This is a genomic window from uncultured Campylobacter sp., assembly GCF_937996225.1.
In the GTDB taxonomy this organism is placed as follows: domain Bacteria; phylum Campylobacterota; class Campylobacteria; order Campylobacterales; family Campylobacteraceae; genus Campylobacter_B.
This window is the reverse complement of the sequence record NZ_CALKTC010000073.1, coordinates 1-19,946: the sequence shown is the minus strand read 5'-3', so window position 1 is coordinate 19,946 and position 19,946 is coordinate 1. Positions and strand designations below refer to the sequence as shown.

Genomic DNA, 19,946 nt, shown 5'->3' with positions numbered 1-19,946 from the left:
TTAACGGGTCAAATTTTATCTCGCTTTTATTCCGCTTGATCCGATAGGTAAAATTATATCCTTTTTCATCTCTTTTACGCTTTACGGACGAGCTTTAAAATTTATCCAAATTTAAAATTTCATCGAAATTTTAAATATCGGTACGCCCGTTGATCGCCTTTATTAGCGAGAGCATATCGACATTATCTAAGCTCACGCCCGTAGGCACGCCTTGGGCGAGCTTGGTAAATTTCAAACCCAGATCCGCGAGCTTGTCCTCGACGTAGAGCATGATCCCGTCGGAGTTGATGCCCGGCGTCAGCGCGAAAATCAGCTCGCTCGCGCCGTTTTGCTCTACCATGTCGCGCAGTGCCGCGATCTTATCTTCGTCAGCGGCGTCTAGCACGAAGTAGCGGCCGTTGTAAATTTTATTGCTCTCTAAAATAAAGATATCTTTAGGATTTTCGACGATGCAAATTTTATCGCTTTCGCGCTCGTCGTCGGCGCAGTATTCGCAGATCTCGCCCTCACATACCGCTCCGCAGATGCGGCATCTGTGCAGTCCGCGCACCGCCTCTTCGATATTGTGCGCTAAATTTAGCCCCAAAAAGGAGTTTTGCACGCTTACGTAGTACGCAAAGCGCAGGGCGGACTTTTTGCCCACGCCAGGGAGCTTTTCAAAGCTTGCGACGAGCTCTTCAAACCTGCCTGTGCCGCTCATATAGCGCCCTTCGGCGAAAAGACGATCGAGAAGTAGTGCGTACCGTCGCTGTAATTGTACTCGAAGCGGAATTTATGCAGCTCGCAAATTTTATCGATGATGTAAAGCCCGAGCCCCATGCCGGTGGCTTTCTCGTCTTTATTTCTGATAAAGGCCTGCTTGTAGTGCTCGAATGATTTTGCAAGCGCCGCGCCGCGGTTGGCGACGCTGATCTTATTTTCGTCGCAGATGATCGCGATCTTTTTATCGGCGGAATATTTTAGGGCGTTGTCGATCAAATTTTTAATCGCCAGCGCGAATAGCCCGAAATCCACGTTTATCACCGCGTCACACTCGATGTTTTCGCTGATGAGCTCGTCCCAGTTATCGAGCATCGACATATCTCTTACCTGCTCTAAAATCAGGCTGAAATGGTAGTCTTGATAGTTGAGCGAGTAGCTTTTTGAGAGGAGTTGCTCGATTTTAGCAAACTCGTTGATTAAAATTTCAAGCCGCTCAAAAACGTTTACGAGCCGTACCTTTTGCGTCTCGTCCTCGAGCATCTCCGTAATGAGCCTGCCCTTACCGATCGGGGTTTTGAGCTCGTGCATGATAGTGCGCAAAAACAGCTGGCGCGATCGGATCAGCTCTTGAATTTTGGCGATCGCGTTGTTAAATTCCTGCGCGACCTGCCCGATCTCGTCCTCGCTGTGAGTAGCGGCTAAATTTACGTCCAAATTGCCTTGGGCGAATTTTTTGATATTTTTGCTTAGTTTTTTTAGCGGCGTGAAGCTCTTCATGATCGACAGATAAAGCGAAACTAAAACCGCGACGGTGAGGAAAAACCCGACCCAGAGCGGATCGTTTAAATTTTTCGTGCCGATACTTTCAAAAACGACGATGAAGGAGTTGTTTTTGATATTTAAAAAGAGCGAGTTGTTGTACTCGACCGAGCTAAATTCCCCGATCGAGGTGTCTTGAACGAAAAATTTCTTCCCGCTAGTGCCGATATTTTGGATAACGTTTTTGTCTTTGACGAGCTCGAGCCCGAAATTTGAAAAATACTGCTCGATGTCGCTAGGCGGGGTATTGCGCTTGTAAAGCTCGAGTAGATAATTTACCGCGTTTATCTGGTTTGCCTGCATCGCCCCCAGGGCTTTGCTCATCTGGATGCGCCCGAAAGTGATAAAAAGCGTGCATACCAGAATAAGCGCGATTACGAAAAATACGGTGATCTTCGTGATTAAGGAGTGTTTCATCCGATGAGCTTGTAGCCGATACCGCGAACCGAAAAGATATGCTTAGGCGCTTTGGAACTATCGCCGATTTTGGTGCGTAGGCGCCCGATGATGACGTCTAAGCTCTTTGAGTCCTTATCTTTTAGGCTCTTGCAATGGTATACGAGCTGCTCGCGAGATACCGAAAAACTATGCTGCTTGATTAGGTATTCTAAAATTTCATACTCCGCAGGCGTTAGCACGAGCGACTCCTCGCCGAAGTAAATTTCATGGCGCTTGTCGTCGATACGAAATACGCTATCCGTGGCGGTTTCTTCCTTTTCGCTGGCTTTTTTATAGCGGCGGATGAGGCTCATGATGCGCGCGTGCATCTCTTTTGGATCATAAGGCTTCGGTAGATAATCGTCCGCTCCGATCTGAAGACCTACGACGCGATCGCTCACGTCGCTTCTAGCTGAGCTGATGATGATCGGAATGTCGTATTTCTCGCGGATCTCTTTGCAGACTTCAAGCCCGTCCATCCCGGGAAGCGTAAGATCCAAAATCAGTAGATCGTAGTTTTTGATCCCTGCGCTAATGCCCAGATATGGGTCTTCGAAGTTTGTAACTTGGATGTTAAATTTAGCCAGATATTCGGTTAGAAGCTGTGCGAACTCGCTGTCGTCTTCTATCATCAATACATTTATCATTTTTTATCCTTTGCATCGTTGATTTGAAATTTTAAATATTGCATTATACATAAAAATAGTTAAGTCTTAACTTGCGTTTTATTAAATTTAGATAAAATTGCCCCTTTTGTATAGTTCAAGGAGAATTTCGTGGAAGAAGATTATTATGAAATTTTAGGCGTGGCGCGCGATGCCGACGCCGAGACGATAAAAAAGGCGTTTCGAAAGCTCGCTTTGGAATTCCACCCCGACCGCAACCAAGGCGATAAGGAATCGGAGGAGAAATTTAAAAAGATCAACGAAGCGTATCAAATTTTAAGCGACGATCAAAAGCGCAGGATGTATGATCGCTACGGCAAAGAGGGCATCAGCGGCGCATATAGCGGCGCGAGCGGCGGAGGATTTGATTTTAGCTCGATTTTCGGCGATTTTTTTGAGCAGGCATTTGGCGGAGGCGGTCGTTCACGCCCTAGCGATCCATACGGCATAGATACCGAGCTGGCCGTAACGCTGGAGTTTAAAGAGGCTTTAGAGGGCGTTCACAAGGAGATAAAATACAAGATCAAAAAGCCGTGCTCCACCTGCGACGCCACCGGCTCGAAGGATAAAAAAAGACACACCTGCTCCGCTTGCGGCGGTACCGGGCGCGTCGCTGTAAGGCGCGGATATATGAGCTTCATCCAAAGCTGCTCCGAATGCGGCGGCACGGGCGAAATCGTAAAAGACAGGTGCAAGGATTGCGGCGGCAAGGGCTTTACCGAGGAGGACGTGAGCCTTAAATTTGACATTCCTGCAGGCATCGACGACGGGCAGCGCGTGCGCCTAAGCGGCAAGGGCAACGTTTCTAAAACCGGCGAAATCGGGGATCTGTACGTGATAGTGCGCGTGAAGGAGGATAGCCACTTCCTGCGCGACGGAGACGACCTGTATATCGAAGTGCCGGTGTTTTTCACGCAGGCGATCTTGGGCGAGAGCATCGAGGTGCCGACGCCGCGCGGCAAGGCGGAGTTGAAGCTCAAAGTAGGCACGAAGGACAAGCAGCGCTTCACGATCTACGGCGAGGGCGCGCCGAATATCCGCACCAAGAAAAACGGCGATCTGATCGTGCAGGTAAACGTCCAGACGCCTAAAAAATTGAACGAGAAGCAAGAGGCGCTTTTGCGCGAGCTTCAAGAAAGCTTCGGCAGCAACGGCGGAGACGACGAGGGGATACTCGATAAAATCAAGAATTTTTTCAAGTAATCTGCCTTGATCTGCCTCGATCTGTTTTGAGCGGCGGTCTTGCGGTTTTATTCACCAAAGTACGGGATTTTCGCTTGGAATCTCGCTAAGAGTTTGGATGTAATTTCGGTGTAAATTTCGTGTTATTATTTGGATAAAATTTAATTAGCATTTAATATTATTTAAATTTAAAGATTATTAATATTAGTAAAGCAAATTAAAATTTTTATAATTAAGAGGTAGGATGATGTTAAAACAAATTTTAAATGTAGCGTTAGCATATGTTGGGGTTATTGTCGGTGCTGGATTATCGTCCGGTCAGGATCTGATGCAATATTTCGTCAGTTTTGGCAAATGGGGTATTCTTGGAGCCGTTATTCTTGGTATCCTCAATGCCGTCTTTGGTAAAATCATTATTACATTCGGTAGTTATTTTAGATCCAATGATCACTTTGAAGTTCTTTCACAAATTGCTGGATCTATCACTAATAAAATTCTTGATATTTCTTTAATTATTTGCTGTTTTGTGGTAGGTTTTGTCATGATTGCCGGGGCTGGATCAAATCTTAATCAGCAATTTGGCATGCCATTCTGGTCAGGAGCACTCCTATGTGCCGTATTGATAATCCTTGTTAGCTTTCTTAATTTTGAAAAAATCACGAATGTGATCGGAATATTTACGCCTATTATTTTTATCATGATTATGATTATGGCAGTATATACCTTTGCAAGTCAACGTTTTGATTTTAAAGAATTAGAAACAATTGCAAATACAATCTCTACTCCAATGCCAAATATCTGGTTTTCTGTTCTGAATTATTTTTCGCTCTGCGTTATGACAGGTGTATCAATGGCTTTTGTATTAGGGGGATCCATTATGAGGATTGGTGTAGCAGAAAAAGGTGGTACTTTGGGTGGATTTATAATCGGTATTATCATCACAGTTACAACCTGTATCTTATATGCAAATGTAAAACTTGCAACGACTGTTGATATTCCTATGTTGGCTATTGCCAAACAGATTCACCCTGCATTTGCATTTGTGTATGCACTTGTTATCTTCGGCTTGATCTTTAATACTGCTTTCAGTTTATTCTATGCCTTAGCAAAACGTTTCTCATCTAATCAATCAAAACGTTTTTATCCAATTATGATTGGCACCGTAGTTGTAGGGTATATATTATCCTTTATGGGCTTTAAAAAATTAGTATCGATTATGTATCCAATTCTAGGTTATATTGGTTTTATAATGTTGATGGTATTACTAATTGGGTGGATCAAAGAGAGGTCAAATGTTAGAGATGAGAAGTTTTTGCGTCGCAAGATGATTCGGTTGATCACAAAAAAATATGATGATGAACAGGAATATACGAAGGCAGATAAAGAAAAATTTCAGAAGCTGGGTGAGGATTCAATAGTTGATACTAAAAGTATTAAAAGCGATATCAAAGATCTTGTCAAAGAGCAGTTCACTGATGATAACAAATAAATAAAGTTCAAAAAAATAAAGAAAGAACGATTATTTGAATTGGTTGAATTTTAAAGGGCGGTAAAGGATTTCGCTTGAAATAAAAAGAGCTCGGGAAACCTTGATTAGCCTAATTTAATATAATGATTTTAAAAAGATTAAATCAAACATATTTTCTGTTCTTTATCGTAAAAATTTCAAAATAAAAGCAACTATGAATTTAAAAAGGACAAAGATGGATCGCAAAAACGAGCCTACAAATTTCAAATCCGCGGATGATGAGATGTTTGCGTTTTTATCGAGCTTGGGCGATTGCTGGCAGGTGAGCGAGGGTGGAGTGAAATTTATAGAGGAAAATTTCACCTTCGTCGGCTCCAAGCCCGTCTTGCGGGGATTGAAAGATTATGCGACCGCGGACTGCCTGAGCTTTGCCGGTGCCAGAAGCTTCATAGACGCAAATCCCGCGGCAAAAAAGAGGATTTTAGGCGGCGAAATCTGCTATCTGGGCGATAGTCTAACGAGCGCCGAGGTTAAATTTGCGCCCGAATATTTTTACAATTTTTTAAAATTTATAATGGAGCAAGTCCCCGAACACCACTATTTTTTCAGCCCTACTGCGCGCTGGCTCCTGCTGGTTGCGATGGAGAAATACGTGGAATTTGCGGCTTTAGATTAGCGTTTGGATCCGCGAAAATTTGCGAAATTTCGCCGATTTAAGGCGTGAAAAATTTTATCTAGGTATAGATAAGCGTGTATGACACGGTAATTAAAATTCGCTTGAGCTAAAAAATTTCATTTTAAGATTTACGGAAGTAAAATAACAGATCAAATTTAAAGGCACCCCATGAAAAATCCAGAATGGCTAGGCAAAGAAATTTATAGAGTGGAAAGAAGTAAAATTTTTGAGCACTTAAGACCGTATTTATCGTATGCGGTATTATATTGCTAGTGTATACCGGTTGGTATAGGGGTGATATTATTGGTATTTCTATCTCATTTATTATATTTTTAATGCTCATAATGCTATTTACAGAGCAGACGTTTCGAAAAATTATATTTTATGAAAATGGATTTGTAATATCTAATTATTTTACGAGAGTATTTAAATATGATGAACTAAAATTAATATATTTGCAATTTTCGTCTGGACTATTTTTTAAAGAAAATGCTCCGCTTATAATAAATTTTGGCTTCAAGAAATTATGGATAGAGGGACTTATCTTTGACATCAATACATCGTTAATACAAAAAAATGAGATCGAAAGAATAATAGAGATTTTTAAACTAAAAGAAGTTCATTATGACGATAGTGCAAAAGCAGGGATATAAAAATAGGCAAAATATTGCTATTGCGAAAGCTCTTTGAGGCGGTCTTTATCCCTTGCCTAGCTTGATACGTGCCCTAAAATCAGGCATGATCTGCGCGATGAGCGCGTAAAAATCCGCTCCGTGATTTGCATGGATGAGGTGCGCGAGCTCATGCAGCACGACGTATTCGACGAAGCGCGGATCCCGCTCTATCAGGCTTAGCGAGAAGTTGAGATAGCCCTTGGCGTGGTTACAGCTACCCCAGCGCGTCTGCATTTTGCGCACCCGCACCCGCGCGATCTTGCGGCCTATCCGTGGGGAAAGCTTCGCGATATAGCGTAGGTAAAGCTCAAGCGCAAAGGCCTTTTTAAACGCCGCAAACTCGCCCTCACTCTCGCAAAAGATCACGTCTCGTGACATGAGAATCTTATCTTTAAATTTAGAGCTTTTGATAAAATTTTTGATCGTAAAATCCGGCTCGATATCTGCCGCTTGCGTGCTTTGTGCTACATTTTGCGGCACGTTTTCGCTCGCGGCTTTTGAAATTTTTTCGCTCATAAACGGAATTTCTTCGCCCACGACAGAGCTAAAATTTGAAATTTCTCCGCTTGCAACGGGTTTAAATTTTAAAATTTCGTCCCTTGCGGTGGAGTTAAATTTACCTGCGTCATCGCTTTGCGGAGCGCGCCCGTTTGAGTGAAATTTTAAAATTTCGCCGCAGGATTGCTCGCGGACACTTTGTGACGCCGTATTTATAAATTCGCCGCTTTGCCGTATTTTGCCCTGTTGCGCGAGCCCCTGCGCCGCATCGCCGTGCAGGTCAAATTTCAAATTATCGCTCGCTGTGCCATTTTGCGAGATGTACTCGCCCGAGTGAAATTTTAAAATTCCGCTTCCTGCGCCGCTACCCACACCGTCATTCATGCCGCCCATGGAATTGTTTGCGATACCGCTCACATCGCCGCCATTGACGCCGCTGCCACTTATATCTGCGCCGCTTTGTAAATGAGCTGAATTTACGCTACCCGCGTCACTATTCGCATCGTCATCTACGCCGCCCGTCGCGCCGCTCGTGCAGTCATTCATACCCGCGCCCGCACTGTTTACGCCGCTACTCGCACTATCATTCTGAATTTCATTCGCGCCGCAGTTTGTACCGAGCTCAGCCTCGCGGCTAAATTTTAGTTTGTAAATTTTGCCTAAAATTCTAACCTGATCGCTCGCTAGTAGCTTGCTTTGCAGTCGCTCTAGCGTCTGGCGGATCCAGCTCTCGTGCTTTAGGATGAAGTCTTTCGCTTGCGCCGCGGTGTAGGAGCGCGGCACGCTCACGCTGATCTTGCAGTCCTTACTAATGCGGATGCGCGCGTATTTCATCCGCTTAAAACGCAGGTTAATCGGCAAGTCTAGCAAATTTAGACTAACTTTTTGCTCTGCCATTTTTTGCTTATCCATCGCGCCGTATTGGCGCTGCCGCGCAGCCACTCGTCGCAGAAAAACCCGATCCAAACGCCTAAAATTCCATACCCCAGATGAATGCCCAAAAGCCAGCCCACGGGGATCGAGACGCCCCACATAAAGATCACGCCCATCGCAAAGGGAAACCTCGCGTCGCCGCTTGCGCGCAGGGCGTTTACGAACACGATATTAAGCGTCCGTCCGAACTCAAGCCCCAGCGTGAGGTAAAAAAGCGGCCGCATAACCTGCTTGTGCGCCTCGTTTAGGCTCAACATCTCCATGATCTGCTCGCGCGCTAAAAACACGATCGCGACGAAAAGCGCCGTCGCCCCGAGCCCGAAGCGCAGCGCGGTAAATGTGTGCCGGTACGCCTCCTGCGGCTTGGCGGCACCTACGAGGCGGCCTACGATCACTTCATTTGCCATACTGATCGCGCTTCCGCCGAAGAAGATGAATGATGAAATTTGAAAATAGATCGTCTGCACGGTAAGGCTCGCCTCACCCATACTCGCGACGAAGGCGAAGGCGACGAGATACTGCACGATCCACAGCATGTTTTCGCCTGCGCTCGGAAGCCCTACGGATAGAATTTTACGCAGCGTGGCGAACTGGATCTTTAAAAACATCGTTAGGTAAAATTTTATCTTTAGCACCTTCGTGATGATGAGGAAGAATAAACATACGCCGATCATACGCCCCGCGATCGTGCTCACGCCGATACCCTCAAGCCCGTAGTACGGCAGTCCGAACGGCCTAAAGAGCACGACGTAGTTGCCCGCGAGCGTCACTAAATTCATCACTACGGAGACCGCGATGATGAAATTTGCGTATCCGTAGACGCGCACGATGGCGCTAAGCACGATCGCGACGGCGTCTATCGCAAAGACGATGCTGATGACCTTAAGATAGATCGCACTTTCGCTCAAAAGCTCGGCGGGCACCTGCAGCGCGCGGAGTAAAAACGGCGCGCAGCTAAAGACGAAAACGCCGCTACAAAGTCCCACAAGCGCGTTAAATGCGATGCTCGTGTGGATCGCGCGCATGGCTAGGACTTTGTTTTTTGCCCCCAGCGCCTGCGCTACGAGTACCGAGCAGCCCACGGCGAGGAAACCGAAAACGGTGATGAAGAGCAAAAATATCTCGTTGCCCGCCCCCAGCGCGCCTACTAGCGAGACGTCCACGCGCGAGATCATGTAGGTGTTGATAAACGTAGTCACTAGGCGCAAAAACATATCGATGTAGATTGCGAGCGAGAGCCTTAGCAGCGAGATTTCTTTCATATTTTGCCTTTATTTGGGGGAAATTGTAGCCGAAAATTCTTTTAGGTTTGCTTTTGCGCAGGGGGGGGCGAGCGGAGCTGTTTTCGCGCGTCGCGCGATATGCGTAAAATTAGAATTTACGGCGCCGGCGCGAATATACGGTGATTTGGTGCGGACGAGCGAGCGAGAGCATTGCAGCGATATATCTCGCGCGGCGATCTGTAGTAAAGAAGTAAGGAAGCGGCGCAGAATTTCACGAGATTTAAAATTTAAAAGTCGCGTGGAATTTTATTAAATTACGCCGGTTGGAGCAAATTTCGCTTTCCGCTAGATCGAATTTCGCTTCCTCATGTGGATCGTAAAGTGCTCCGACGCGTCCTTAAAGCCGCACTTTTGTAGGAATTCTTCGGCGCCTTCGGCCTTGTGTAGAGGGGTCACGACAAAGGTGGTGATGTGCGCAAAGCGTTTATTAAAGGCATTCATGAGCGCCGTGCCGATACCGCGCCTTTGATAATCCTTATGAACTATCACGCAGTAAAGATAGCTCGTAGCGAAGTTGTCGCGGTCGCAAAACGCCTCCAGCACCCCCACGGTCTTGCCTTGCGTTTTGGCGATCGCCACGTAATCATAGGTTCGCCACACTCTGTATGTCTCGTGCGACGGCACGGAGGCTGCGTTTTGCTCCGTATCCCAGCCGATCGATACCATTATCTCATCCAGATCGCTAGGCTTAAAATCGGCGGAATTTTCTAAAATTTCAAACTCCATCTTCGCTCCTTAATTGAAATAGCTTTTCAAATCGCAAGTATATCGCCGTAGCTTTAAAACGGCATTAAATATCAATTAGCGGCTCTTTCAGAGAGGTTTAAATTTTAAAATTTAAAGGCACGGCAAGGCGCGGTGCGTAAATTTAAACTCGAATTTAAAATTCTAACCATTTACCGCAATTTGATATAAACTCCGCAAAATTTTCCCAAGGATCCCCGATGCAAACGCTTGATTTTCACGTCCATCTGCTAAGCAAGGAGGTGCGCTTCGACCGCCCTTACGACAGGCTTGCGCTGCGCCTTTTCGGCAGGCGCTTCGGCATAGACGTATCGCGCGCGATCAAAGAGCCCTACGAGGCCTATGTGGACGCTTTGCTCGGCGGGCTCAGAGCTTCGAAATACGTTAAAAAAGCGGTGCTTTTCGGCGTAGATGCTAAATTTAGCGACGCGGGCGAGCTGATCCATCGCGATAAGACCGTCTGCGCGGACAACGACAGCGTGTTTGAAATTTATCAAAAAAACCCAGATCTCATCGTGCCGTTTTTTAGCATCAATCCGAAGCGAGCGGATGCGCTAGATGAGATTGATCGCTGCTTCGAGCTAGGATTTAAGGGGGCGAAATTTTTACAAAACTATTGGGATCTGGATACGAGACTGCCCCGCTACGTGCCGTATTTTGAAAAGCTCGCCAAGCTCGGCTTGCCGCTGGTGATCCACATCGGCAACGAAAGCTCGGTGCCGAGCACTCGCCGCTGCGAGGCGCTGGAGATGATCTACGCGCCGCTTGAGCTGGGTGTTACGACGGTGTGCGCGCACATGGCGATTAACTATGAGTATTCACATATCTTTCGTGCGCTCTCGCGCCGCCCGCGAAATTTTGGACACGATTATTTCGCGCTTTTGGCGCTTCTGCGTACGCACAAAAACCTCTACGCCGACGTTTCTGCTCTGATGACGCCGGTGCGCGCTAAGGCTCTGCCCCATCTTGCGAGCCAAACGGACGTGCACTCGCGCCTGCTTTACGCTTCGGACTTTCCGGTGCCGTATTCTGCGATATACAACACCTACGATCTGCGCCTGTCGCAGCGTATCGCGCTGCATAAAGAGCCAAACCCTTTCGATCGCAACGCGCGCGGACTGCTCGTGTATTTCGGCGAGCAGAGCGATCTGTGGAGCAACTACAAAAAAATTCTGCCCTTTGCATAGATGGTGAAATTCGATGAAATTTAGGAAGCAGGCGTGAATTTTATAAAATATTTTTTCTCGGAAATTTTTAGGTTATTTAAACTCGTTATAAGCGCCGCGCTTGTGCTAACTGCGGGGGTTTTAATCTACAAATTTTTCTTTGCTGAGCCGGATTTGGCGGAAAATTACGCGCAAAATCGCGTTCAAATTTTAGCCCTGCGCGATTTTGCGCGCGAGATAAAACCTGAAAAAGTTTCTTTTGACGTCCGTTTTGGCGGCGACGAGGTCTCAAGCATGAGAGCCGTGAATAAAGACAAAACCAAAGTGCGAGTTTTTATAGTATAGACGAAAAGACGAACAAGCGCGCTGTTTTAAAAATTTTAGGCTGGGATTTTGGGACTTTTAACGAACTTAAAGCCAAAACAAAAAGCGCAAATGCCAAGGGCGTAAGCATCTGGGAGGGCGAGGGCAAAACCGCTATTTATTACAAAGACGGGTTTGTCTCGGAATTTTACGAGATTTTCGAGGGTCCTGCGAGCAAGGTGGTGAAAAAAGACTACGAGATCGGCTGTGATGATAGATTTGCCGCCGATGGAGTAGTGATGATATATGACGGAGGTTTCACGACAGGCTTTTTATGTATCGATAACAACGGTCGCAATATAAAACGCAGATAAATTTTTCAGCGGTTTCGCATGAAATTTTAGCGGGAATTCTTGTAGGAATTTTTATCGTCGTTGCGGATATTTTGCAAGAATTTTTTGCTGTTATTGCGGATATTTTAGGGTTGTTAAGAATACTTTGCAGCGCCTGTTTTGACGCGCCTGCCGTTTAATTGCCCGCCCCGCTAAATTTTAAAATTTAAACCTAGCGGCACGTATCGTAGCGCCAAAGCGTTCCTTGGCGCAGTGTAAATTTTGAAATTTCAGCGGTAAATTTAGTTCGCCGGCACACTAAACAAAACAGGCGGGATCATACACGACGGCGCTGCTGTTTAAATTTAGCTCGCAGGCGCTCTAATCCTAGCCGTGAGACGATCTGCTTCAAATTTTATAACGACGGTTCGCTTAAAATTTTAAACCACTAGCCCCGTACTTTTCTATGAAAATTAACAGCCTCTGCTAGCGATTTGCATCAAGCCGTTTAGCAAAATTCAGTGGCGGCTCGTTTGCGATTTGCGCCCCACCCTATGCCGCATCGGCGCCGCGTCGCATGATTTACGCTCAAAACCGATTCGCACTTACCAAAGCCGCTGAAATATCAACGATGCACTGTGTCATTCGCGCCGAATTGCGTAACGCCATTCTTGCCGCATTGCTCATGCTATAAAATTTAACGCGGGTTTGTTTTAAATTTCATCGTATCGCGCGAAAAACCGTTGCGCGAGAAATTATAACAGTGGCTCGCTTTAAATTTACGCTTGATGCCGCCTTTCGACTCGTTTGTTTCAACCTCTCGCCGCTCATGTTCTGCCGCCCCGCTAAATTTTAAAATTTGCTCGAATTTTAGGAGTTTACAAGCTTTAAAAGCGCCTTTGAAATTCTTGCGATCTCATCTTGCATATGCCCGCCCGGATTTTGCTCAAGCTCCGCTTTCGCGCCCGCACTGCGGCATTTTGCGATGAAATTTCGCGCCGTCTCGCCGCAGAGTGCTCCGCGCGGATTTTTCGGGTTCATCTCGGCCTCGCCCAAGGACGCGTAGACGTGCGCCAGCCCCCTTTGCAGCGAGTGTGCGGCGACGAAGGCGTCAAATCCGCCGAACCAAAACGACGCCGAGACGCAGGCGATCTTTTGAAATTTATCGCTCGCAAATGCCGCATACGCGCTAAAAAGCCCCGCCAGCGAGTATCCCGCGCAGGCTCGCCACGCAGGCTTTCTCGCGCCGAATACGTGCCGCTCGATACGCGGGATCAGCTCGTCCGTAAATTTTTCTAAGTGCGCCGCGCCGCCGCCTGCGAAATCGCGCACCCCCTTAAACGGCGATTTTGCCGCCCACGGGCTAAGCTTATCGCCCCACTGCGCCTCGTTTAGATAGATCGCTGCGAGCACGAAATCTGCGCCGCTTCGTCGCGAGACGAGCTCGTAAATTTCGCCCGTGCCGGTCGCGCCAAAGTTCAAGACATGCAGGTAGATGATCGGTGCGGACGCGGCTTCTTTTGTAAAGGAGGGCGCAGCCGCAAAAGACGGCGCGTGCGGGGCGAAAATTTCTACGCGCAGGCCGTTAAATTCCAAACTTTGCATCGCTAAAGCTTTAAAAGTTATTAAAATTTAATAGAATTTTGTGTAAAATCACCGAATTTAACACTAGAGGAACTTAAAATTGGCTTTGATCGAGCTTATCGATGTTACGAAAAAATTCGGCTCTCACGTCGTTTTAGACGGCGTAAATTTCGCACTGGACGCCAATGAGCGCGTTGCCGTGATCGGCAAAAACGGTGACGGCAAGTCCACGCTGATGAAGATAATTGCAGGTCTGTGCGAGATTGACGAGGGACGCGTGATCACTCAAAACGGGCTAAATATCCAGATGCTCGCTCAAACGCCGAAATTTGAAGACAATCTCTCGGTCAAAGACGCGCTGCGACGGGAGCTAGCTGAAATTTACGCCGCCCTTAGCGAATACGACGCGATCTCGAGTAAAATCGCCGCACAGCCCGAAAACAAGGAGCTTTTGGCGCGCCAGGACGAGCTGATTAAATTTATCGAGGCCAAGGATGGCTGGCAGATCGACAATAAGATCGAGCAGGTGCTGCAAAATTTCGGGCTTAAAATTTACGAAAATCGCTCCGTCTGTACGCTTAGCGGCGGCGAAATTCGTCGCGTGGCGCTGGGCGCGCTGGTGCTTAAAAAGCCCGACGTGCTGCTGCTGGACGAGCCCACGAACCACCTCGACGTCTATATGGTGAAATTTCTAGAGGACATGCTGCTCGGCTCGAAGCAGACGATTGTTTTTATCAGCCACGATCGCTACTTCATCGACCGCTTGGCGACGCGCAGTATCGAGATCGAAGAGGGTAAAATTTCAAATTTCGACGGCGGATACGAGAACTATCTGAGGCGCAAGCAGGAGATGCTTGCTTCGCTCGAAAAGTCCCACGAGACGCTGCTTAAACAGCTGCGCGCCGAGGAGGAGTGGCTGCACCGCGGTGTAAAGGCGCGCCTTAAACGCAACGAAGGGCGCAAGGCGCGCATCATGCAGATGAGGCAGGATGCGAAGAAAAACCCGGGCGCGATCCGTCGCGTGCGGCTCGAGCTGGAGCGCGCGAGCAGGAGCTTTAACGGCACGGGCGGCGACAATCGCAAAAAAATGCTCTTTGAATGCACGAATATCGGTAAAATTTTAAATGGCAAGGTGCTTTTCAAGGGCTTTTCGGCGCGGGTTTTGCAGGGCGAGCGTATCGGTATCGTAGGCGCTAACGGCGCTGGCAAAAGCACTCTGCTTAAAATTCTACTCGGTCGCAGCAAGATCGATGCGGGCGAGATCAAACGCGGCGAGATCAGGATCGGCTACTTCGATCAGACCCGCAGCGGCATTACGGACGATAAAAGTATAATCGAAATTTTCTGTCCCAACGGCGGCGATCACATCAACGTCCGCGGCAGCTACATGCACGTATACGGATATTTGAAAAATTTCTTATTTCCGAAGGAGTTTTTAGATAAGCCCGTCGGCGTTCTTAGCGGCGGCGAAAAGAACCGTCTGGCGCTTGCCAAGCTCTTTACCGAGCAGTACGATTGCCTGATCTTGGACGAGCCGACGAATGATCTTGATATCGCGACGATCAATATTTTGGAAGATTATCTGCTAAGCTTCGAAGGTGCGGTAATCATTGTAAGCCACGATCGCTATTTCATCGATAAGATCACAAATAAGCTTTGGGTTTTTGAAAAAAACGGCGTTATCGATCAAATTCAAATGCCCTATTCGCAGTATTTGGAGTTTGAAGACGAGATGGCGGAGATTGACCGGATCGAAGCCGATGCGGGCGCGGGCGCGGGCGCGGGCGCGAGCGCGGAGGAAGGCGGCCGCGAAAACAAAAAGGAGAAAACGAGCGCCGCGAAGCTTAGCTATAAGCAGAATAAAATTTTAGAGGAGTATCCCGCTAAGATCGAGGCTATCGAGGCGCGTATAAAAGAGCTAAATCACGCGCTCTCGACGCCTGAAATTTATCAAAAGCTCGGGATGCAGGGGCTTTTTGAAGAACTTGAAGAAAAAAGAGGAACGTTAAACAGTATGGAAAATGAATATTACGAAGTGCTTTCGCTCGCCGAGAGCCTAAAGTAGGCGCGATGGTTTGGTTTTTGATCTTTTTATACGCGCTTTACACGATTTATAAAATTTCGCTCGATCTGCTCGAGCTAAGCTTCATCCGCGCCAAGCTAAAAGAGCCTGCGGTGGTGCTTAGCGAGGAGGATTATCGCAAAGCGGGCGAGGTCGGCGCGGTAAATTTAAAATTTAATATATTTTCGCACTGCTTTTCGTTTGCGGCGGCGCTTATTTGGATACTTGCGGGTGCGGGCGCGTTACAGCGCGCGATATATGATCTAGCGGGCGATGGGATTTTGGCGGGAAGCTGCTTTGTAACGGCGTTTTTAATCATCGGCGGCGCGATATCGCTTCCGCTTGAAATTTACAAAACCTTCGTCAAAGACAGGCGCTTAGGCTTTTCCACGATAACGCCCGCCGTTTTCGTAAAAGATACGCTAAAATCGCTCACGCTCACGCTGGTTTTCGGCTTTGCGGTAGCCTCCGCGCTCGTTTTTTGCGTAAATAGCCTAGGCGCACACTGGTGGGTCTGGGGCTTTCTGCTAAGCTTCGGCGTAGTTTTACTGATAAATCTGATCTATCCGACCGTTATCGCGCCGCTGTTTAATAAGATGCAGCCGCTAGAGCAAGGCGAGCTAAAAGAGCGCATAGAGGGGCTTTTGCAGCGCTGTGGCTTTAAAAGTAGCGGCGTTTTTACGATTGACGCAAGCAAGCGCGACAAACGGCTAAACGCCTATTTTGGCGGCTTCGGCGCGACGAAAAAGGTCGTGCTTTTCGACACGCTCATAGAGAAGCTGAGCGAGGATGAAATTTTGGCCGTTTTAGGGCACGAGCTCGGGCATTTCAAACACGGCGACATTTTGAAAGGCTTAGCGCTTAGCTTCGTGCTTTTGGGCGCGACATTCGCGGTATTCGGAAACCTTCCCGCAGGCGTATTTAGCGCGCTAGGACTTAACGCGGACGGCGGCGCGACGCTGGTTTTTATGATTTTGTTTGCACCGATTTTGCATGCGTTTTTTGAGCCTGTAATCTCCAAGCTTAGCCGCATGCACGAATTTAGCGCAGACCGGCATGGTGCCAGCATGCAGGATAAAGAGAGCATGATCGGCGCGCTAAAGAAGCTGGGTAGCGAAAACAAGGCATTCCCGCTCGCTCATAAAATTTACGCCGCGGTGTATCATTCGCACCCGAGCCTGTATGAGCGCATAAGAGAGCTTGATGAGGATCGCTGAGGCGCTAAGATGGGGCTTGGGGCAGTGCGGCTCAAAATACGTCGCGCGCGAAATTTTAAAGCTTTGCGAGCGACTTAGCAGCGAAGAGCTCGTGCTAAGATGCTCGGAAGAGCTCGCGCATGAAGCGGAGTTTCGCGCTAAGATCGTTGAATTTAAAGATGGCCGTCCGCTTGAATACATCACGCAAAGCTGCGAGTTTATGGGCTTTAAATTTTACGTCGACGAGCGGGTGCTGATACCGCGCTGCGAGACCGAAATTTTAGTAAAAAAGGCGCTTACTTTGGCGCAAAGCTTGGGCGAGCCGCGCATTTGCGAGATCGGCACGGGCAGCGGCATAATCGCTATCTGTTTAAAAAAGCTCCTTCCCGCTTGCCGTATCACGGCTAGCGACATCAGTGCGGATTCGCTTGAGGTAGCGCGCGCAAATGCCGCGAACTTAGGCGCGGACGTCGAGTTTGTACACTGCGCCTACGCAGATGAGATCGCGGGCGAGTTTGATCTCATCGTCTCAAATCCGCCCTACATCGCAAACTCCTACGCATTGGATGCACGCGTGCTGCAGGAGCCGAAACAAGCGCTGTTTGGCGGCGAGTGGGGGGATGAAATTTTAAAACGCATCGTGCTGATTGCCGCACGGCGCGCAAAATTTTTAGCCTGCGAGATGGGCTACGATCAAAAGCAGAGCTTGTCGGCGTTTTTGCGCGAGCAGGGCTTTAGGGCGGAATTTTACAAAGATTTGGCACAGTTTGATCGCGGATTCGTCGCGCGAAATTTAAACAGATCGTAGGCGCGCCGTGCAAAACTCGCAACTACGCAGGCTGCTTTATTACAAAGCGTTCGGCTATCGCTACGTAGGCGCTGAAATTTTAAGCGGCGGCGCGCGATTTTTTAAGGCGCTGGACGCGCTAAAATCCGCTACCGCCGAGTGCAATCTCTGCGAGCTTGCTAAAACGCGCACGGGAAGCGGCGAGCAAAATTTTAAAAATTTCAAAACTATCAAAAATTTCAAAAATTCTAAAGCTCCCGCGAATGTAAAACTTATGATCGTGGCTCTTGCGCCGGGCGCTAACGAAGGTTTTGGCGGCAGTTTGGAGGCTCAGGTAGCAGCGGCGCTAGATCAAATTTGCGCGCCCGAGGAGATCTATTTTAGCTTTTTGATAAGGTGCGCGGTGCCGCAAAATAGGCGCATAAGCTCGGAAATAATTTTAAAATGCGCGCCCTATCTTGCCGACGAGATCAAAATTTTAAAGCCCAAAGTCGTGCTCTGTCTAGGGGAACTCTGCTGTAAAATCGTGCTGCGAAACGGCGATTTGGCGGGCATGGACGTGCTGCACGGCTCGGTCTTTAACGAAGGCGGTATCAGCTTCGTACCGAGCTTCGATCCCGCATTCATCGCGCAAAATCCGAGCAAAGCGGAGCTTTTCAAAGAGGATTTGCAAAAGATAAAAGGGCTGCTGTGAGGCGCATTTTGGCGCTTGTTCTGCGCGCTATTTTGATTTTGTGCGCAGCTTTTTGCGCGGGCGTCGCAATTTTTATTGTAGCGTGTGAGCGGACGGGGCGAATTTAGCCTGCTTAAATTTCACGGACAAGCGGGATTTTAGCGAGGCAAAACACAGACTCGATCTGCGCGGGTTTAAATTTGAAGACGAGAAATTTCATAAAGCGGCGGGGCAGGGCAAAATTTAACGTCATTGCAAAATTTCGATATTTCAAATTTTGTTTTTTATTTAGCTATCTCGGGATGCGTGAGGGATTTACGTCGCGGCGTAGCGTTAAATTTAAACCTCAATGCCGAGCGAAATTCTATGTCGTAAAATTTTATCTCGTCCGTAAATTTTATATCGTCTAAGAGCTCCGTGTATCCTTGGATTTTATGCCGAAAGCCGGTCTGCGCTGTGTTTGTGCCGCACACGACTAGGCAAATTTGAACCCGCAAGATAAATTTATCTCAAAGATCTGAAAAATTCTAAAATTTCGGCGCTAAATTTGATCGGCCTGTCTTCTTTTACGAAGGCAATTTTTACGTCCTGTGCGTATAAAAGCTCGCTGAAATCCGTGTTTTTAATATCTTTGATCTTGTAAATTTCTTGTCGTAAAAGGGCGCTGGCGTTTTTGAGCGCGGCTAGGCTCGTGCGAATTTCAAGCGTGTCGCCGAGGCGCGCGGGGCGGAGAAATTTAGCGCAAAGCTCGCTAACTACGAAATGTGCGTCCGCACGCGCGAAGTCCACCCCGGCCTGCATAAGCGCTTCACTGCGCGCCCGCTCGCAAAATTTTATGTAGTTGGCGTGATACACGATGCCCTGCGCGTCGGTATCTTCGTAGTAAATTTTAATCTTCATCCCGCGCATCTTTCGCCGCCGCGACATCTCTCGCAGTCAGGGCAGGAAGGATTTTTGCGAAAAATAGCACCGTTTGAAACACGATGATGAGTTTCATGCACCACTCGCTAGCCGCGTGGATTTGGGCAAATTCCGGCGTCATCGTCGCTTCTGTACCGATCTTTTGGGCGCTTATGACATAGTCGGTAAAGTAAAGCACGAAAAGTAGGGCTAAGATGATATTTACTAGCGTCAGCATCAGGGTCGAAAGGCGCAAGCGAAAGGATTGCGATTTGTTGTTGTTGAAATTTATCATCTCAAAAACGAGGCAGATTACCGAGACTGCGATGAGGATGCCGCCGTATTTTACGAAGATCTCGCTCATCAGCTTGCCGCTTTGAAAGTGCGATAACACGCCCTCTCCGATAATCTGCTGCGGGAAAAATACCACGGGCGCGACGAGTGCGCCGAGCGAGAGCTCGATGCCGATAAGGGCCGCGATGATGAAGATATAGATAGAAAAAATTGCGCGCATAGAAATCCTTTTAATTTTGATAAATTTTAAATCAGACGTGATTATAGCGAAATCTTATAATCGTGCGCTTAAGTGTTTTGCAAGCGGGTTTTACGGGCGAATGGGTGCGGTCGGCGGTCGCGAATTGCGGCATATCGCGGTATAATGAAATTTTAGTTTGGATACGGTCGTTTACAAAATTTATAAAATTTTTACGGAGGCTGGAGATAAAATTTGTCTCAGGCGTGTTAAACATAAAATTTCATTATGAAATTTAAAATTTTCCAAATCGTTTTTTAAAATTTCTCTTAATTATTCAGCCCCCTTTAAGCATCGCTCTTGTATAATCACATTTCCGTTTCGCGCCG

Annotated in this window: 21 protein-coding genes; 10 read left to right on the top strand and 11 right to left on the bottom strand. The window is 47.6% G+C overall.

Annotated features, from left to right (window positions below):
- Window positions 1-130: 130 nt before the first annotated feature.
- The 3 genes from recR to Q0174_RS08430 are packed head-to-tail and all read right to left on the bottom strand — an operon-like array spanning window position 131 to window position 2,606.
- On the bottom strand, window positions 131-700 hold the full coding sequence (gene recR, locus Q0174_RS08440) for a recombination mediator RecR (RefSeq protein WP_298043262.1): 570 nt from the start codon (window positions 698-700) through the stop codon (window positions 131-133).
- Window positions 697-1,938: an ArsS family sensor histidine kinase gene (locus Q0174_RS08435; RefSeq protein ID WP_297921225.1), complete on the bottom strand. Its 1,242-nt coding sequence runs from the start codon at window positions 1,936-1,938 to the stop codon at window positions 697-699. The genes recR and Q0174_RS08435 overlap by 4 nt, the downstream gene beginning before the upstream one ends.
- Window positions 1,935-2,606, bottom strand: coding sequence for a response regulator transcription factor (locus tag Q0174_RS08430; protein ID WP_005870149.1), 672 nt, complete (start codon window positions 2,604-2,606; stop codon window positions 1,935-1,937). The genes Q0174_RS08435 and Q0174_RS08430 overlap by 4 nt, the downstream gene beginning before the upstream one ends.
- Window positions 2,607-2,735: 129 nt before the next feature.
- On the opposite strand from Q0174_RS08430, the gene dnaJ reads away from it, so the two are divergent.
- The 3 genes from dnaJ (at window position 2,736) to Q0174_RS08415 (ending at window position 5,950) form a co-directional block, all read left to right on the top strand.
- Window positions 2,736-3,827, top strand: a complete 1,092-nt coding sequence (gene dnaJ / locus Q0174_RS08425) for a molecular chaperone DnaJ (RefSeq protein ID WP_297921222.1) — start codon at window positions 2,736-2,738, stop codon at window positions 3,825-3,827.
- A gap of 223 nt (window positions 3,828-4,050) precedes the next feature.
- Complete coding sequence (locus Q0174_RS08420) at window positions 4,051-5,295, top strand: hypothetical protein (RefSeq protein WP_297921219.1); 1,245 nt, start codon at window positions 4,051-4,053, stop codon at window positions 5,293-5,295.
- A 214-nt stretch (window positions 5,296-5,509) separates the two neighbouring features.
- Window positions 5,510-5,950: a hypothetical protein gene (locus Q0174_RS08415; RefSeq protein ID WP_297921216.1), complete on the top strand. Its 441-nt coding sequence runs from the start codon at window positions 5,510-5,512 to the stop codon at window positions 5,948-5,950.
- 698 nt (window positions 5,951-6,648) lie between these two features.
- Here Q0174_RS08415 and Q0174_RS08410 read toward each other — a convergent pair.
- The 3 genes from Q0174_RS08410 to Q0174_RS08400 all read right to left on the bottom strand — a co-directional run bounded on the left by Q0174_RS08410 (window position 6,649) and on the right by Q0174_RS08400 (window position 10,064).
- Entirely contained in the window at window positions 6,649-8,034 is a 1,386-nt protein-coding gene (locus Q0174_RS08410; RefSeq protein WP_298043260.1) for a M48 family metallopeptidase, read from the bottom strand.
- The gene (locus Q0174_RS08405) at window positions 7,995-9,317 is read right to left on the bottom strand and encodes an MATE family efflux transporter (protein ID WP_298043258.1); all 1,323 of its coding nucleotides are present in this window, start codon (window positions 9,315-9,317) and stop codon (window positions 7,995-7,997) included. The genes Q0174_RS08410 and Q0174_RS08405 overlap by 40 nt, the downstream gene beginning before the upstream one ends.
- A gap of 306 nt (window positions 9,318-9,623) precedes the next feature.
- A complete protein-coding gene (locus tag Q0174_RS08400) occupies window positions 9,624-10,064 on the bottom strand; it encodes a GNAT family N-acetyltransferase (protein WP_298043257.1) in 441 nt (146 codons plus the stop codon).
- Between the two features lie 218 nt (window positions 10,065-10,282).
- Here Q0174_RS08400 and Q0174_RS08395 point away from each other — a divergent pair, with 218 nt between their 5' ends.
- The 3 genes from Q0174_RS08395 to Q0174_RS08385 all read left to right on the top strand — a co-directional run bounded on the left by Q0174_RS08395 (window position 10,283) and on the right by Q0174_RS08385 (window position 11,925).
- Window positions 10,283-11,269, top strand: a complete 987-nt coding sequence (locus tag Q0174_RS08395; RefSeq protein ID WP_298043255.1) for an amidohydrolase family protein — start codon at window positions 10,283-10,285, stop codon at window positions 11,267-11,269.
- A gap of 33 nt (window positions 11,270-11,302) precedes the next feature.
- A complete protein-coding gene (locus Q0174_RS08390; protein ID WP_298043253.1) occupies window positions 11,303-11,593 on the top strand; it encodes a hypothetical protein in 291 nt (96 codons plus the stop codon).
- Between the two features lie 200 nt (window positions 11,594-11,793).
- A complete protein-coding gene (locus tag Q0174_RS08385) occupies window positions 11,794-11,925 on the top strand; it encodes a hypothetical protein (protein WP_298043251.1) in 132 nt (43 codons plus the stop codon).
- 828 nt (window positions 11,926-12,753) lie between these two features.
- Here Q0174_RS08385 and Q0174_RS08380 read toward each other — a convergent pair.
- The gene (locus Q0174_RS08380; protein WP_298043250.1) at window positions 12,754-13,488 is read right to left on the bottom strand and encodes an alpha/beta hydrolase-fold protein; all 735 of its coding nucleotides are present in this window, start codon (window positions 13,486-13,488) and stop codon (window positions 12,754-12,756) included.
- A 79-nt stretch (window positions 13,489-13,567) separates the two neighbouring features.
- Between Q0174_RS08380 and abc-f the strand changes: the two genes are divergently transcribed.
- The 4 genes from abc-f to Q0174_RS08360 are packed head-to-tail and all read left to right on the top strand — an operon-like array spanning window position 13,568 to window position 18,206.
- Entirely contained in the window at window positions 13,568-15,532 is a 1,965-nt protein-coding gene (gene abc-f, locus Q0174_RS08375) for a ribosomal protection-like ABC-F family protein (RefSeq protein ID WP_298043248.1), read from the top strand.
- Between the two features lie 5 nt (window positions 15,533-15,537).
- Complete coding sequence (locus Q0174_RS08370; RefSeq protein ID WP_298043247.1) at window positions 15,538-16,746, top strand: M48 family metallopeptidase; 1,209 nt, start codon at window positions 15,538-15,540, stop codon at window positions 16,744-16,746.
- Window positions 16,733-17,533: a peptide chain release factor N(5)-glutamine methyltransferase gene (gene prmC / locus Q0174_RS08365; RefSeq protein WP_298043246.1), complete on the top strand. Its 801-nt coding sequence runs from the start codon at window positions 16,733-16,735 to the stop codon at window positions 17,531-17,533. Before Q0174_RS08370 ends, prmC begins: the two co-directional genes overlap by 14 nt.
- 7 nt (window positions 17,534-17,540) lie before the next feature.
- Entirely contained in the window at window positions 17,541-18,206 is a 666-nt protein-coding gene (locus tag Q0174_RS08360) for a uracil-DNA glycosylase (protein WP_298043245.1), read from the top strand.
- A 263-nt stretch (window positions 18,207-18,469) separates the two neighbouring features.
- Here the strand turns inward: Q0174_RS08360 and Q0174_RS08355 are convergent, their stop codons facing one another.
- The 4 genes from Q0174_RS08355 to Q0174_RS08340 are packed head-to-tail and all read right to left on the bottom strand — an operon-like array spanning window position 18,470 to window position 19,834.
- The gene (locus tag Q0174_RS08355) at window positions 18,470-18,682 is read right to left on the bottom strand and encodes a hypothetical protein (RefSeq protein WP_298043244.1); all 213 of its coding nucleotides are present in this window, start codon (window positions 18,680-18,682) and stop codon (window positions 18,470-18,472) included.
- 7 nt (window positions 18,683-18,689) lie between these two features.
- Complete coding sequence (locus tag Q0174_RS08350; RefSeq protein ID WP_298043243.1) at window positions 18,690-19,085, bottom strand: YbgC/FadM family acyl-CoA thioesterase; 396 nt, start codon at window positions 19,083-19,085, stop codon at window positions 18,690-18,692.
- Window positions 19,075-19,599 carry a DUF4149 domain-containing protein gene (locus Q0174_RS08345; protein ID WP_298043242.1) on the bottom strand — a complete coding sequence of 175 codons (525 nt, stop codon included), beginning with the start codon at window positions 19,597-19,599 and terminating at the stop codon, window positions 19,075-19,077. Before Q0174_RS08345 ends, Q0174_RS08350 begins: the two co-directional genes overlap by 11 nt.
- A gap of 31 nt (window positions 19,600-19,630) precedes the next feature.
- Window positions 19,631-19,834 (bottom strand): hypothetical protein, encoded by a 204-nt coding sequence (locus tag Q0174_RS08340; protein ID WP_298043240.1) that lies wholly within the window; start codon window positions 19,832-19,834, stop codon window positions 19,631-19,633.
- Between the last annotated feature and the right edge of the window lie 112 nt (window positions 19,835-19,946).